This is a genomic window from Bradyrhizobium betae (assembly GCF_004123905.1).
In the GTDB taxonomy this organism is placed as follows: domain Bacteria; phylum Pseudomonadota; class Alphaproteobacteria; order Rhizobiales; family Xanthobacteraceae; genus Bradyrhizobium; species Bradyrhizobium betae_A.
Genome location: NZ_MZXW01000017.1, coordinates 24,748 through 39,443, shown reverse-complemented (window position 1 = coordinate 39,443; position 14,696 = coordinate 24,748). Strand labels below are relative to the sequence as shown.

The following is a 14,696-nucleotide window of genomic DNA, read 5'->3' as shown; positions in this document are numbered from 1 at the left end:
TGTTCGCCGATCTGCAGCGTATGCCGTAAACTATCGCGTCAGTGGAGCAGCCTACAGGGTGTCGGAGCCACGACGTACTTTGGCCACACTGTATGAATCGGAGTTCTGCTTGTAAAGTTTGGCGATCGTACTCTGCGGATGTCCGGAGGGCAGGGGCGCGCGCATTGCGAACAGGACGTAGCGTGTAAACAAGCCCAGCACAAAGCCCAGTTGCGGGACGAACGCCATGACGAGCGCAGACCCCAGCATCGTCCCGATGCTTGCTCCTCCGATCAGATCCGAGATCACCTGCGTGATTACAGCGAGTCCCGAGATCGGAATGAGTATCCAGACCCGAAAGCTCCACGCCAACACCGCGCAGACCAGAAACAAGAAGATGGCAATCGCAAACATGAGCAAGCTCCCCGATTGCACCTTCTTTTCCGCCACTTAAGAGACGGTGAATTCCCCTTCAGACTTCCGTCGAATCGCGCATCGCGGTGTCGCTACTTCCCTGAACAGTGTACAGACAGTGAATTCAAAGCACTCAACAGACCGGTAAGCGGTACGACTCCGTTAATCGTCTGAGGTTGCGCGTCGACGGTTATGGAGACCTCGGTGGTGCCTCTTTTGGCGGCGTTCGAGACGGCCGTTGCAGCGAGGGGCAGCAAGATGGCGCGTCCGTCCTGCAGCACCGATGCTTCGAACTGGGTCTTTATCGAACCGGTCTTCAGGGCCACCGAGAGGTGTCCCGTCGATTGAACCGGATCCAGTAAAATCAGAATCACTTCGGGGCCAATTGCGCCACATCGCAGGCTCATGCCTGCAAGTCCGACGTCGGACTTCGCGGTATCGACAGCGTGCATGACCGAGACGATTTCGCCTCCTCCGCTCGGATTGCGGCTCTTCACCAGCCGCCATCCGTCCGTGAGCGTGGTGCTCTGGCTGAATTGGGGTTGCGCGAGCGGATTGCCGCAATTTGGACAATCTTGAGCGGTGGCCATGCTCGCTTGGACCAACCAAACACTGAGCATCGCGAGGAGAACAATTCTGCACTGCATGGTTGTGCCTTGTCATTGCAAATTCGCGCGAATTTCGTCTTGACGACATGATTAATTCTTTGGCATTAGCTGCCATAAAATTTGATCTGTTGCGATGCGCAAATTTATTGTAATGCAGTGCGAGATCGTATTTTAGTACCCATTAAGTTTGTTGCTTTGCCGAACATACGAGGTGATTCATGGTACCTCAGGAGTCGATCACCGACGCCTTGGTTGTGCCGGACAAAGGTCTTCGTGGTTCGCAAGTCCATGAAACGCCCAAGAACGGATCCTGGCTCTTGCCGGCGTTAGGGCGGAAATTCCCCTACGCGGCGCTCCAGTATCTGCTGATGTCCGTGGATGCAGCGGTGATCGCGTTCTCCAGCGTTGCTGGAGGCGCTCTATATCAGATTGCCGCGAACGGTGATTTCAAGAGCCCGGAGCAGTTGCTCGGCGCTGGCATCATGTCTGCGCTGATCTATGTGTTGCTGGGACATTCCAGCGGCTTCTACGATCTGCGAGCGGTCTTCTCGAGGCGCAAGGATGCTGCCCGGATCTTCCTGCAGTGGTCGCTCGTCATTCTTCTGCTGTCTCAACTCGCCTTCCTGATGAAGGTGGGGGCATCTTTCTCGCGCGGGTCGGTGCTGTGCTATGGAACGCTCGCATTTTGCCTGCTGATCATCTCTCGTCGTTTCTCCAAGCGGCTGGTGCTGAGCGCTGTCAGCGAGGGGCGCGTCCAGGGGCGGGCGACGGTGCTGCTCGGCACGCGTTCCGAGCTCGCTGCATTGGGGCAGGATGAGCTGCTCGAGCGTTTCGGTCTTGCCGAGGTTGATCGCGTGACGTTGTCCTCTGAAGGCGTCGGTGGTTTTTCGATGACCGAGGACGAGGAGAGCGCCCTGGAAAATGCGCTGTCGATCGCGCGCGATCGCGGGGTCGATGAAATCGTGCTGGCTCTGCCCTGGAATGATACGCGCAAGCTGGAGTTGATCCGGGATCGCCTCAGGGTCTCTCCATTACCCGTTCGTCTCTTGCCGGACCGGCGCATCCGCTCCGTCGCTTCAAATCCGTCCTACCGTTTGGGGAAGTCTCTGTCCGTCGAAGTTCAGAGAGGGCCTCTCTCGCAATGGGAGCAGTTCGCCAAGCGCGTCGTGGATGTCATCGGGGCCAGCATCGGCCTGCTCATTCTGGCTCCGCTGATGATTCTCACCGCGGTGGCCGTCAAGCTCGACTCGCCGGGGCCGGTTTTCTTCCGTCAGAAGAGAAACGGTTTCAACGCGAAGCAGTTCTCGATCTTCAAGTTCCGCTCCATGACCGTTATGGAGGATGGCGTGGTGGTCACCCAGGCGCAGCGGTTCGATCCGCGCGTGACGCGGGTCGGCAAAGTTCTTCGTCGGTCCAGCATTGACGAGATTCCGCAGCTCTTGAACGTGCTTTTGGGCGATATGTCGCTTGTCGGCCCGCGCCCCCACGCGCTTGCGCACGACGATCATTACGGTGACCTGCTTTCCGAGTATGCGTTCCGGCATCATGTGAAACCCGGAATCACGGGATGGGCGCAGGTCAGGGGATATCGAGGTGAGACGGCCAAGGTCGAGCAGATGAAGGGCAGAGTCGATTGCGACATCTGGTACATCAATAATTGGACGCTCACCCTGGATATCAAGATCATCATGATGACGTGCTTCGAGGTCGTTCATAACCGGAACGTTTACTAACGCGCATTCACAATTGAACGGCATCGGCGGCGCATGCGGGAACGCATGACGTCGCCGATGCCTTTTATTTTGTCATGTAGCAGCGGCGTGTAGCGGGCGAGCAACATGCTTCGCAAAACGGCGCGAAGATCCCGAGACTGATTGACTCAGCTACGGTTTTCCCGCAATCGTGCATCGTCAATTGGGGATGGTAAGCTTGAAGTTTGAGTATTTTCAGCGCGCTGCGCTAGCCGGCCTCCTGCTGCTTTGCGCAGGTTGCTCGATCATGCCGAGTTCTGGTCCCCAAGACTTCCAGGTCAAGTCCGAACAAACCAGCTCCGGTCCTCGCTATGCCGTGGTGAAGTTGACGCCGGAAGTGGTCGGCGTCCTTCAGGAATACGGCCCGGGCGCTTTGGCGGGATCGTTCCCCGACAAGAGACGGCCGGACTCCATCAAGTTCGGCATCGGCGACGTCGTGTCCGTGACTATTTTCGAAGCGGCTGCGGGCGGCTTGTTTATCCCTGCCGAGGCGGGCGTGCGCCCCGGTAACTTCGTGTCGCTGCCCAACCAGAATGTCGATTCCGCCGGCAACATCACCGTGCCCTATGCCGGCGCGGTCCGCGCGGTCGGCCGCACTCCGGCTGAGGTGCAGCAAGATATCGTCAAGTCCATCGGAAATCGTGCCATCGAACCGCAGGTTGTGGTGGCGCTGATCACTCAGAATACGTCTCTGATCAGCGTTCTGGGCGAGGTCAATCAGCCGAACCGTTTCCCGGCGAATGCAGCGGGCGAGCGTGTTCTGGACGCGATCACACGCGCTGGTGGTCCGAAGGGGCCGGGTTGGGAAACGTGGGTCACGCTCGAGCGAAATGGCAGACGTGCGACTGTGCCGTTTGGCTCGGTGGTGTTTTCGCCTCTGAACAATGTGTGGGTGCATCCCGGCGACTCGATCTATGTCTACCGCGAGCCTCAGGTGTTCCTGGCTTTCGGCGCCTCGGGCCAGCAGGGACAATTCCCGTTCGATATGTGGAAAATCACGATGGCACAGGCGATGGCCAAGGCGGGCGGTCTGCTTGACGCGCAGGCAGAGCCGGCCGGCGTCTATGTCTACCGCCGTGAACCGCGCGAGCTCGCCGAGCGTCTTGGCGTCGATGGTTCGAAGTACGTCGGACCTCTCGTCCCGGTCGTCTACAATGTGGACTTCCGCGATCCGGCCGGATATTTCCTCGCGACCAAGTTCGACATGCGCGACAAGGACGTGCTCTTTGCGGCCAACGCAGCGACGGTGGAAACGGCGAAATTCCTGCAATTCGTCCGAACTGTGGTCGCCACGGCGGACGATACCATCGTCACGACCAACAATGCCCATATCCTGAGGCTGAACCTCAAGAACGGCACCGCCCTGAACACCAACTAAATCGCGGACCGAGCACGGTTTGACCGCGCTCGGTCGTACGGCGTCGATCGGCGGGTTGGTCAAGGTCCAGGCTCAGCGCTCGCTGCAGGATTCGAACCGTGCGGCCAACGAGCGCGCTCTTGGCGGACGGTGATATGCGCGGTGCGCGCGATATCGTCGTCTTTTAGACGTGCGGGATTCGTTATCAGCGAAAAAAAATTGCTCCGGTTTCGGAAGCTCAGCCTGAGGCGGCTGAGCTGCCTGGAGTGCCGGGTGCGGCGCGCCAAGCCAAGACCTTCCCTCGGCCGGGCGCGTCCTCTATCGGCGGGACCGCCACCGGCGGGCCCGATCGGCCGTCAGGCTGCTTCCAACAGCCTGGGCCGCCCGATCGGTTGGCGTGGTCGTCTAGACCACCAGGTCATGCCAGACCGTCAGGTTCAGCGCGGCTGACACCGCGCTGTGATTGCCGGCGGCGTCCACTGCATCGCCGGTAAGCACGTGATTGCCGTCGGCGAGGGCGGCCGTCGTAAAAGACCAGGCGCCGCTGCTGTTGGCCGTCGTCGTGCCGATCCGGGTCGAGCCATCGAATATCTCGATCGTCATATTGGCTGCAGCACCGCCCTTCAGGGTGAACTGATCGACGCTGGTCGACGCACTATTGCTCATCGCATGACCGCTTGTGTCATAGGCCGTGAAGTTGGGCGCGTTTGGCGCGACCGTGTCCACGGTTACCTTCAGGGCCGAGGAGGCCGCACTGACATTGCCGGCCGTGTCGATCGCCTTGCTCGTGAAGTTGTGGTTGCCGTCAGACAGTGCCGCCGTGGCAAAGGACCAGGTGCCATCGCTTCCCGCGGTCGTGCTGCCGATCTGCGTGCTGCCGTCATAGATCTTGACGGTCAGGCCGGCTGTCGCCGCGCCCGCCAGCGTGATCTTGCTGGCATTCGTGATGCCGTCGCCGACGACATTGCTGTCAGGAGAGAACGACAACACGGCCGGTGCATCGGGCGCCATGGTATCGACCGCGACGTTCAGCGCCGTCGAGGCCGCGCTGAGGTTGCCGGCTGCATCCATGGCCTTGGCGGTGAGTGTGTGACTGCCGTCGGTCAATGCTGCGGTCGTGAACGACCATACACCGTTGCCATCGACCGATGCGGTGCCGATCTGCGTTGCTCCGTCGTAGATCTTGACAGTGCTGTTGGCCGCAGCACCGCCATCGAGCGTGATGTGGTTGGCATTGGTGTCCCCGCTGGTGATCAGGTGGCCGTCGGGCGCAAAGGCGGAGAAACCCGGCTTGTTGGGAGCCACCGTGTCGACCGTGACATTCAAGGCCGAGGACGCGGTGCTGTAATTGCCAGCCGTATCGACGGCCTTGCTGGTGAAGGTGTGCGTGCCGTCCGACAGCGCGGCCGTCGCGTATGACCAGAGCCCGCTACTGTTCGCGACGGCGGTGCCGATCACAATGCTGCCGTCGTAGATCTTGATGGTCGCGCCGGCCGCTGCCGCGCCATTCAGCGTAATCTGGTTTGCACTCGTGATACCGTCACCGACGACATTGCTGTCGGGAGAGAACGACTGCAGGGCGGGTGCATCGGGCGCAACGGTATCCACCGTGATGCTCAGGGCAGTCGATGCCGCGCTGAGATTGCCGGCCGCATCCATGGTTTTGGCGGTGAGCGTGTGACTGCCGTCGGCCAGCGCGGCGGTCGTAAAGGACCACACGCCGTTGCTATCGACCGATGCAGTTCCGACCTGCGTGGTTCCGTCGAAAATCTTGATGGTGCTGTTGGCGGCAGCACCGCCGCTCATGGTGATGTGGTTGGCGTTGACGGCACCGCCGGTGACCAGATGGCCATCGGGAGCGAATGCGGAGAAGCCGGGCTTGTTCGGCGCTACCGTATCGATTGTCACTTTCATGGCGGAGGACGCCGCGCTGAGATTGCCGGCCGTATCGATCACCTTGCTGGTGAACGAATGAGTGCCGTCCGACAGCGCGCTGGTTGCATATGACCAGAGCCCGCTGCTGTTGACGACGGCGGTACCGATCAAGGTGCCGCCATCGTAGATCTTGACGGTGCTGCCGATCGCTGCGGCGCCGTTCAGCGTGATCTTGTTGGCGCTGGTGATGCCGTCGCCAGCGATATTGCTGTCAGGCGAGAATGACAGCAGGACCGGCGTATCGGGCGCGACGGTATCCACCGTGACGGCCAGAGCCGTCGAAGCGGCGCTGAGATTGCCTGCAGCATCCATGGTCTTGGCGGTGAGCGTATGACTTCCGTCAGCCAGGGCTGCAGTCACGAAAGTCCAGACACCGTTGCCGTCGACGGTCGCGGTTCCGATCTGGGTGCTTCCGTCGAAAATCTTGATCGTGCTGTTCGGCAGCGCGGCTCCGTTCAGCGTGATGTGATTGGCGTTGGTGGCTCCATTGGTGACCACGTGCCCATCGGACGCGGTCCCGTAGAACGCGGGCTTGTTCGGCGCAACCGTATCGATCGTCACGCCGTATGAGGCGGACGTCGCACTGACATTGCCCGCCGCGTCGATCGCCTTGCTGCTGAAGCTGTATTTGCCGTCTGCGAGAGTCGCGGTAGTTAAGGACCAGAGACCGTCGTTGCCGGCAACGGCGGTGCCGATCAGATTGCCGCTCTCGTATATCTGCACGGTAATGCCGGCCGCTGCCGCGCCATGCAGGGTGATCTGATTGGCGCTGGTGACGCCGTCGCCCACGATGTTGCTGTCCGGCGTAATCGAAAGCAAGGTCGGCGCATTTGGCGCAGTCGTGTCGACGGTCACGTTCAACGCCGCGGAAGATGCGCTGACGTTGCCGGCGGAGTCGATCATCTTGCTCGTGAAGACGTGGGTACCATCCGACAGTGTCGACGTCGTGAATGACCACGAATTATCGGCCCCCGTGATCGCCGTTCCGATCTTGGTGCCGCCATCATAGATCACGATGGTGCTGCCGACGACCGCCGCGCCGCCGCTCAAGGTGATCTTGTTGGCGCTGGTGAGGCCATCCCCGACGACATTGGTGTCGGGTGAGAACGAGCCGATCACCGGTACCGAGGTCGTGCCGGGTGTCGTTACGGTGCTTGATACGTCAGTGCCGGTAACCGTGGTCGACGTCACGGCACCGAGCGCGTCTTTGGTTTTGACAGCGAAATTGAGATCGTTGATGGTCAGCGAGCCCGCACCGGAAACGACCTCGGCACCAAGTTCGATCGAAGCCAGATATTCGCTGGAAGATACGATGCCGAGGCTCTGGAGCTTGTTCAAGATCCCACTGAAGTCGATGCTGCCCGCAGGCAGGTCCGTATCGAGGACGACGGCGGTGTACGGGCGACCATTGTTGTCGCCATGATAGATCTTGGCGGAGATCGTGCCGTCCTGGTAGGTCCCGATCAGGTCGCCGAACGGCTTGACGTCGCCCTTGTGCAGCCAGACCATCACTTCGTTTGTGATGGTCGATGCTCCACCATTCGGCACGCTGGTCAGCCAGACGTCAAAGGAGACGTCGAAGCCATCCATGTTTCCCTGATAGGAAAGGTCGAAACTGGCGGTGAGCCCGGACAGGGAGCTCAGTTGGACCGGGAAGACGGCGCCGGGGGCAGGCGTCTGAACGTCGCTGAGAGGATTCGGTCCGAAGCTAATTTCGGGATAGGCACGCACGGTCGAGACGGCTTCGGTGACGAGTGGAAACGACCAGGTGAACGTCGTGTGGTCGGTGAGGTCGGCAGCCTTGTACGAGCCGGTGATCGAATAGTCCTTGGATCCGAGGCTCCCCGGATTCCAGACATTGTTGAAGATCACCCAGCCGTTCGCGACGGCGATCTCGCCAGATCCAACCAGCTGGCTATAGCCGGGCTGTAATGCCGAGACCGGAGCAGGCAAGCCAAAGTCGTAGGCGCTCAAATCGGAAAGATTGACGTCGCGCAGGACGAGCTTCTCGCCATTGGCGAAGGAAAACTGCACGTCGGAACCGTTCTGCGTTGCGAGCGACATCAATTGATCGAAGCTCGATATGCCGTAGCCGCCCAATTTGACGACGTCGCTGCTCGGTTTGAAATTCACGATCGCATCCGAGCCGTTGCCCGCTGTGACCTTGAAGATATCGGCTCCCGCGCCGCCAACCAGAACGTCATCGCCTGCGCCGCCATCGAGCGTTGCGCCAATCGCGCCCGCCACGATGATGTTGTTCAATGCGTTGCCTGTTCCCGAAGTCGAACCGTCGGACATCAGGAACAGATTTTCGACATTGTCGGAAAGGGTGGCCGCACCCCAATATTCGGCGTAGACGGTGTCTACCCCTTGGCTCGCCTGCTCCGTGATCGAGGATGCCGAATCCCAGAGAAAATACGTATCGTCGCCGGCGCCGCCGATCAGAAGATCGCCGCCTGAACCCTGGAACTGATCATTCCCGGAAGTGCCAATCTGAGTTTCCGAAGCTGTCGTGCCTGCGGGCCAGTTGTCTGGCGTCTGAGAGATTGGAAGCACCAATCCGTTCGCGGTAACGTAGGTAGCCATGCGCCTCTCCTTGAATTTCTCGGCGCAAAAAGCCACTCATTTGCAAATTTCAGCTTGGTGTGACCCTCAAGATTTACAACAAATAGTCCAAATATGAATCGTCGCGCTCAACGTTAGTAGGCGCTACATCAGTCAATAATCTGTTCAGAATTTGGCGTCGACGGTTCTTGCAGGCGCAAATAATGAGCATGCTATTGCGCAGACACTGCGGGCGAATGGAAATGTTTCGTCACAAAGCTGTCGTGCAAACAGCTGCGATTCCGCACTTTTGTTGATGCGAGTGGAAATAATGCCGCGTTCTTTCTCGGAAACGCGGATTTTAGCGTGTTGCCCGATCAGCTGATCGCACAATGTAGTCTACTGCCGCCTCGTTCGTTTGAATGAGGCGATTGAAAACCGCGACACGAAGACGCGTGTATTCCCCGCCGAAAAATTGAGCAGTGGGTCCGCGAGCGGGACGCACCGTCTTTCGCCGAGCTGTTTCGCGTTTCATCAAACGAGGTGAAGAATTTACGAGGGAGCCGGCCTGAACAGGCTGCTAAATCGTCGTGATTCTGTTTTCGATCTCCGTAACAATACGGGGGACGTATCCGTGAACCGCTGCTCGGGATGCGTCAGGGCACCGCGGATGCGGCAGGTGACGAATTGCTATCACCGAAGCTGCGGCGAGATCTTCTCCGCGACCAGCGCTGCTCCGATGTCCGTCAGATGGTCACTGTCGAACAGCAGCGGCACGCCCGGGGCTGCGTAGGTCATGCAGCTTCTGTCGGAGCCGGAACAAACGGCATCAGCAAGCGATACGTAGGCGATCCCATGCTTGCGGGTGAAGTCGGCCATCTGGCGATCCAGAGCGAGCGAATCCGCCGTCAGGGAACGTGATGCAAGCCCGGGGTCGTGGGTCTCGATGGACTTCGCCAGCAATCTCGGCAGGCGCGACGCATATTCGGGCATCGGACCGATCACGATGGACTCGATTCCATGCCGCCGCAGCTCCTCCACGGTCTGCAGCAGATCCGCCAGCCAGTCCCTGTTCCAGCCGGGCCCTTGGCCGAGGCGTCCGACGTTCCATCGCGCCACCAGCCAGGCCTTGGTGATCTTGCGCGTCTTCGAGATCTCCTCGAAAGCGAGATGATTCAGTCCGCTGCATGCCTCGCTTGCAGCAGGCTGAAGTGCGATCGTCGGCGGACAACCAACGCCCGAGAGCTGAAGGACATTCGCGTCGGGAAGAGCCTGACGCAGTCCGGAGGAAAGGGCGGCCGCGTGACTGTCGCCGATCAGGAGATAGTTCGGTCGGCCCGGAATGTCCGGCAGGCAGGCAGTCCGGTCGAAGCGCTGAAACGGCGTGTCGCGGTCGAGAAAACAGCTGCCTTCGCGAAACTGCTTCTTTTCATCGTAGTCGAGATATCGCGCGACGGCCAAGGCGTCGGGTGAGAAGCGCTGCTGGAAGCCGCCGGTATAGCTCAGCACCCCGGCTGCCAGCAGCAGCGCCAACGCCGCAACACCGGAACCCAGGACGACGGTTTTGGAAGAGACGAGCCGGCGATTTCGCGTCGTCCGCTCGACGATCCACCAGGACAGAAACGCGCAGATAAACGATGCGACGAAGACAGCTCCGCGCGTTACGAAGCGGGAGTCGCTATGCACCAGCAGGAAGTCGGTGCGTTGAAGCACCATGAGAGGCCAATGCCAGAGATAGAGCGAGTAGGAGATCAGTCCCACGAACACGACAGGACGCATCGACAACAGTCGTCCGACCAGGCTGCCGCCCGTCTCGCCAGCCAGCATGATGAGGGCGGCGCCCAGACAAGGGGGAACGGCCGCCAGTCCCGGAAAGCGCGTGTACGGCCAATAGAGAATCATGGGGAGCGCGATCAGCGCGAGCCCAGCGCCGGCCGTCAGGTTTCTCTGCAATTCGGTTCGAGGTGATGGTCCGATCTTGAGCGCAAGCAGCGTACCCAGAAGAAGCTCCCAGGCGCGCGTCGGAAGGAGATAGAAGGTGGCAATCGGAGCAACATAGGTGCCCCATATGCTGATGGCCAATGAGACAACAAAGATCGCGAGCACGGCCACGGCGTGCCGTCCGGGAAACCATCGATGGATGGCAACAACCAGAAACGGAAACAGAAGATAGAACTGCTCCTCGACCGCGAGCGACCACGTGTGCAGCAGGGGCAACTCTTCAGCTGAGACCGCGAAATAGTCCGATGTGGCCCAGAAGTAGATATTCGTGACGGATGCGATCGCTGCTCCAAGCGCCTTCGCATAGGCGTTGATCTCGCTCGGGACGAATTTCCAGACGACGGCCGCCGTGGTGAAAGCCAGCACGACGGCATAGGCCGGAAATATCCGTCGCAGCCGGTGCTCGTAGAATCGCGCGATGCTGAACTTTCCCTGCTCGGCCTGCGCAAGGATGTTCGAGCTGATCAGGTAGCCGGAAATTACGAAAAAGACGTCGACGCCAACGTAGCCTCCGCGAAGAAACGATTGGGCAACGTGAAAAATCAGCACCCCAACGACAGCGACGGCCCGCAGGCCGTCGATGTCGGGGCGGTACCGGACTTCGGACGACGACATCAACAGACCGAGCGCAGGTTGTCGACGATCCGGTCCCAGCGAAGCCGCGTGTCGGTGGTGTGACGCGCTCCCGCCTTCAAACGCTGCCGAAGCTCCCTGTCGGATGCGGCAAGCTTCAGGGCGTCCGCCAGTGCGCGAGGATCGTTCGGCGGCACGAGAATCCCGTCCTCCATGTGCGTGACGATGTCCGGAATGCCGCCAACCCGGCTTGCAATCACGAAGCGGCCGTTGGCGAAGGCCCCCGCGAGAACGCCGCTCTGCGTCGCGCTCAAATACGGCAGGACGACGCAATCGGCATCCACGATCGATTCGACCAGCCCCTTTGCCGGAACGAACGTGTTGAGCACCTCGACACCCGGAATGCGCTCGTAGCGTTGCTGGAAGCGATCGATCTCGGGTCCGCGTCCGGCGATACGGAGCCTGAAGTCGATGTTCTCGTCCTTCAGGATCTCCGTAGCCTCGCACAGCACATCCACGCCCTTGTATTCCTCCATGCGGCCAAAGAACAGGACGCTGAACGGAGCGGCAGGGGTTTCGGTAGCGTCCCCGTCGGACAGGATGACGCCATGTTCGGTGATATGAACCTTTTGTCCGGGGAAGTTGTGGTTCGCGACATACTCGTCGTAGCAATATCGTCCGTGAACCAGAACGACGTGAGCCCGCCCGCGGACATAGCGGCGAAAGCGATCGAGCCGGCCAGCGATCGCCGCATCGCGTCCTGAATGCGGCACCGGATCGTGTACGGTCAGAACGATCTTGCAGAACGGCCGGGCGACGGTGACCACGCAGGCGCAGATGATCGACTTGAGCAGGCCGGAAGCTTCTTGAACGAAGAGTTCGTTAGGGCGCGATCGAAGCATCCCGAAAAAAATTCGGAATACATCGAGGATCGAATTGAGCCCGACATGCTGTATGGTGACATTGGCGGCGACAGGCATCTGGCGGTCGCTGAACTCGCTCTTCAGTCGCTTCAGATCGATGAACAGCCTGACGGGACCATGACGCGACAGCGCATTGGCGAAAAGCAGCGAGTACTCCTGGAAATGCGGTGCGATCACCGAGATGCGTTTCATCGAGTTACTCTGCTGGAAATCATCTGCAAGCGTGAGAAGCGAGTTATCATTGGCGATGCGAGGCCTGCGTCCTCTCGGGAAGTTGTGCGGCGAGCTCGACCGAATCGATCTTCCGTTCAGGTGGCTTGCGGGAGCTGAACAGCCCAGCAAGAAGCCCCCAGGCATAGGTGTTCCACATCGTGAAGGAGTAGAGACCGAGCCGAAGCGACTTTCTGCGCACAACCAGCAGCAGCAAGGGCAGCACGAGGAGGGTCAGGGCCAAGTGGGGATACAGAAAACCGAGTATGATCAACGCCGCCCACCAGGCGATCACGGCAATGCTGTTCCTGATATGGCTGAGGTGCCGGACGACCAGTGACAGATGCGGCCTGCCGATCGCGCCGCGCAGGACCTCGCCATGCGCCGCGGCGTAGCCGGACTTCAACCGTCGCCACAGCAGCTTGAAGCTTCCGGTCGTATGACCGTGGTGATCGACGGCCGGAACGTCGATCCGGGCAAGTTGCCAGCCCCGTTCGCGCAGTCGCGCGCCGAGCTCGAATTCTTCGAAGGCGTGAAGATTGCGGTCGGCGAAGTAGCCGAGCTCCTTGAGCGCGGACATGCGGTAGAGGCCACCGCAATCCAGCCGATCGACCGCACCCGGCCGCCAGTTGGCGTCAGCCTGCACCGTGTTGGCGCGGATCCTGTACTCCTCGGTATCGGTGTTGACCTCGCGAACGCGGCCACCGACCGCGGCGAACCCGGAATTGGATTCAAGAAAAGAGATTCCGGCCGGGAGGAATGCGGGATCGAGCACCATGTCTCCGTCCAGCAGGTAGAAATAGTCACCTTCGGCATGCTGGAAGGCGAGCTGCGCGCCGGTGCCGCAGGAGCGCTCCGAAGGCGTTGCGAGCTGATAGATCCTCACGGGAAACTGTCTTGCGATCTCGATCGTACGGTCAGTCGAGCCACTGTCAGCCAGGATGACCTCGCCGCCGAAAGGTCGAACGGCTTCAACGGCGCTCCCTAGCGATGCGCCGATGTGGCTTTCCTCATTCAAGGCCTTGATGCCAACCGAGACCTTCATGAAGCCTGCTCCTCGTCGACGCGCTCGCGTGGCTGCGCTTGAGCGGCTTCCGGCGAAGCTGCGAGCGGCCCGGCGCCATCAGAGCCGGCGGCAGACTGGCGATGCCGCCAGCGCGCCGCCTCGCGCCAGATCCAGGCTGCATAGACGGCTTCGCCAACCAGAATTCCTGCAATGGACCAGAGAGGGCCGCCCCAGACGAGCAGTGCGATAACTGCCAGTACCGAAACCCCCGACGAAATCATGCTGGCATAGGCAAGCTCGCGAAACACGCCGCCCGCCTGGAGCAGAACGCTGTCGGCGGTTCGCAGCGATCGCGTTCCCGCAACTGCCATCCACAACGCGGCCGCGACGGCCAGGTAGTTGATCGCATATCGCTCCGGAAAGATCAGGCGCGGAGCGAATATGATGAGAGCGGCCGCGGCTAGCGCGGTCAAAGCCCAAATTCCGATCATGGCGATACGGAATGTGCGCAGAGAATGCAGCGCGCCGCCGAAATTGCCGGCGTCGAGCTGGCGCGCCATCTGCGGACGCTCGAAGTCGGTCAGCGCGTTCATGACGACGCTGATCGGACGGATCAGCAACGCGCTCGCCGACAAGGGCGCGAACGCAGTCGGGCCAAGAAAGAAGGTGACAATGTAGGCGTGCGCGTTGGCAGTCGCCTCTGTGGTCACCACGCCGGTCAGCGACCAGCTCGAATGCCGGCGCCAAACTTCCCGATAGCGAGGAATGTCGCGGAAGGAAAGTTTGACGAATTGCTGGACGAGATAGGAGCCTCCGAACGGAATCAGACTCAGTATGGCGCTCGCCATCAACGCTGCGTTCGGCAGATAAAGGTCGGAGGATTTCGTAAGGTAGATGGCGCTGAGTCCCGCGAGCAGTGCGAGGCTGTACAGCAGATCGGACATGGTTGCCCTGATCTGATGTCCGGTGACGTACGCATAGGCCCGGCCGAACCAGCGCAGCAGCGCGAAAGCGCCGTATCCCGCGAACAGCGCGGCCGCGCCATGCGCGACGCCAAGCGCCTCTCCCAGGGCCCAGAAGACGAAGAACGCGGCCGCCGCAAGCGCGAGGTTGGTCGCGAAAAGGCAGCGCAGCATCGTTTGTCGCTGCTCGGCGGATCCTTGAGTGACCAGCACGGGAAGCGGTGCGCAGAACAATGCGCTCCAGACCCCGCTGCTGAACTGGGAGGTGACCAGAAGGAAGGCGAAGCTGCCGAACGACTTGATGTCGAGGACGTGCAGAAGCTGCAGCGAAAGAACGAACTGGCTGCCCGCGGTTGCAATCGGTCCGATCGCTGCCAGGCCGTACCGAAGCGCCTTTTCAAGGCCGGAGTTTTGTTTGCTGCCCTCGCTCAAG

At 60.5% G+C, this 14,696-nt stretch carries 9 protein-coding genes; 2 read left to right on the top strand and 7 right to left on the bottom strand.

Annotation, left to right across the window (positions count from 1 at the left end):
* Nucleotides 1–51: 51 nt before the first annotated feature.
* Both B5V03_RS15865 and B5V03_RS15860 read right to left on the bottom strand, forming a co-directional pair.
* Nucleotides 52–393, bottom strand: coding sequence for a hypothetical protein (locus tag B5V03_RS15865; protein ID WP_129271261.1), 342 nt, complete (start codon nucleotides 391–393; stop codon nucleotides 52–54).
* 92 nt (nucleotides 394–485) lie between these two features.
* Nucleotides 486–983 carry a hypothetical protein gene (locus tag B5V03_RS15860; protein WP_129271260.1) on the bottom strand — a complete coding sequence of 166 codons (498 nt, stop codon included), beginning with the start codon at nucleotides 981–983 and terminating at the stop codon, nucleotides 486–488.
* 236 nt (nucleotides 984–1,219) lie between these two features.
* Between B5V03_RS15860 and B5V03_RS15855 the strand changes: the two genes are divergently transcribed.
* Complete coding sequence (locus B5V03_RS15855; protein WP_245502236.1) at nucleotides 1,220–2,734, top strand: undecaprenyl-phosphate glucose phosphotransferase; 1,515 nt, start codon at nucleotides 1,220–1,222, stop codon at nucleotides 2,732–2,734.
* Nucleotides 2,735–2,921: 187 nt separating this feature from the next.
* Nucleotides 2,922–4,130, top strand: a complete 1,209-nt coding sequence (locus tag B5V03_RS15850; protein WP_206736153.1) for a polysaccharide biosynthesis/export family protein — start codon at nucleotides 2,922–2,924, stop codon at nucleotides 4,128–4,130.
* A gap of 384 nt (nucleotides 4,131–4,514) precedes the next feature.
* Here the strand turns inward: B5V03_RS15850 and B5V03_RS15845 are convergent, their stop codons facing one another.
* From B5V03_RS15845 to B5V03_RS15820, 5 genes are all read right to left on the bottom strand, one after another.
* A complete protein-coding gene (locus B5V03_RS15845) occupies nucleotides 4,515–8,630 on the bottom strand; it encodes an Ig-like domain-containing protein (RefSeq protein ID WP_164988042.1) in 4,116 nt (1,371 codons plus the stop codon).
* Nucleotides 8,631–9,281: 651 nt separating this feature from the next.
* Nucleotides 9,282–11,204 carry an acyltransferase family protein gene (locus tag B5V03_RS15835; protein WP_129271258.1) on the bottom strand — a complete coding sequence of 641 codons (1,923 nt, stop codon included), beginning with the start codon at nucleotides 11,202–11,204 and terminating at the stop codon, nucleotides 9,282–9,284.
* Nucleotides 11,204–12,277 (bottom strand): glycosyltransferase family 4 protein, encoded by a 1,074-nt coding sequence (locus B5V03_RS15830; RefSeq protein WP_164988041.1) that lies wholly within the window; start codon nucleotides 12,275–12,277, stop codon nucleotides 11,204–11,206. Before B5V03_RS15830 ends, B5V03_RS15835 begins: the two co-directional genes overlap by 1 nt.
* Nucleotides 12,278–12,323: 46 nt before the next feature.
* The gene (locus tag B5V03_RS15825) at nucleotides 12,324–13,340 is read right to left on the bottom strand and encodes a glycosyltransferase family 2 protein (protein WP_129271256.1); all 1,017 of its coding nucleotides are present in this window, start codon (nucleotides 13,338–13,340) and stop codon (nucleotides 12,324–12,326) included.
* The gene (locus B5V03_RS15820) at nucleotides 13,337–14,695 is read right to left on the bottom strand and encodes a hypothetical protein (protein ID WP_129271255.1); all 1,359 of its coding nucleotides are present in this window, start codon (nucleotides 14,693–14,695) and stop codon (nucleotides 13,337–13,339) included. Before B5V03_RS15820 ends, B5V03_RS15825 begins: the two co-directional genes overlap by 4 nt.
* Between the last annotated feature and the right edge of the window lies 1 nt (nucleotide 14,696).

Excerpts from the sequence above, each read along its gene's own strand:
- B5V03_RS15865 (WP_129271261.1), bottom strand. The coding sequence starts at position 393 with ATGTTTGCGATTGCCATCTTCTTGTTTCTGGTCTGCGCGGTGTTGGCG.
- B5V03_RS15860 (WP_129271260.1), bottom strand. The coding sequence starts at position 983 with ATGGCCACCGCTCAAGATTGTCCAAATTGCGGCAATCCGCTCGCGCAA.
- B5V03_RS15855 (WP_245502236.1), top strand. The coding sequence starts at position 1,220 with ATGGTACCTCAGGAGTCGATCACCGACGCCTTGGTTGTGCCGGACAAA.
- B5V03_RS15850 (WP_206736153.1), top strand. The coding sequence starts at position 2,922 with ATGGTAAGCTTGAAGTTTGAGTATTTTCAGCGCGCTGCGCTAGCCGGC.
- B5V03_RS15845 (WP_164988042.1), bottom strand. The coding sequence starts at position 8,630 with ATGGCTACCTACGTTACCGCGAACGGATTGGTGCTTCCAATCTCTCAG.
- B5V03_RS15835 (WP_129271258.1), bottom strand. The coding sequence starts at position 11,204 with ATGTCGTCGTCCGAAGTCCGGTACCGCCCCGACATCGACGGCCTGCGG.
- B5V03_RS15830 (WP_164988041.1), bottom strand. The coding sequence starts at position 12,277 with ATGAAACGCATCTCGGTGATCGCACCGCATTTCCAGGAGTACTCGCTG.
- B5V03_RS15825 (WP_129271256.1), bottom strand. The coding sequence starts at position 13,340 with ATGAAGGTCTCGGTTGGCATCAAGGCCTTGAATGAGGAAAGCCACATC.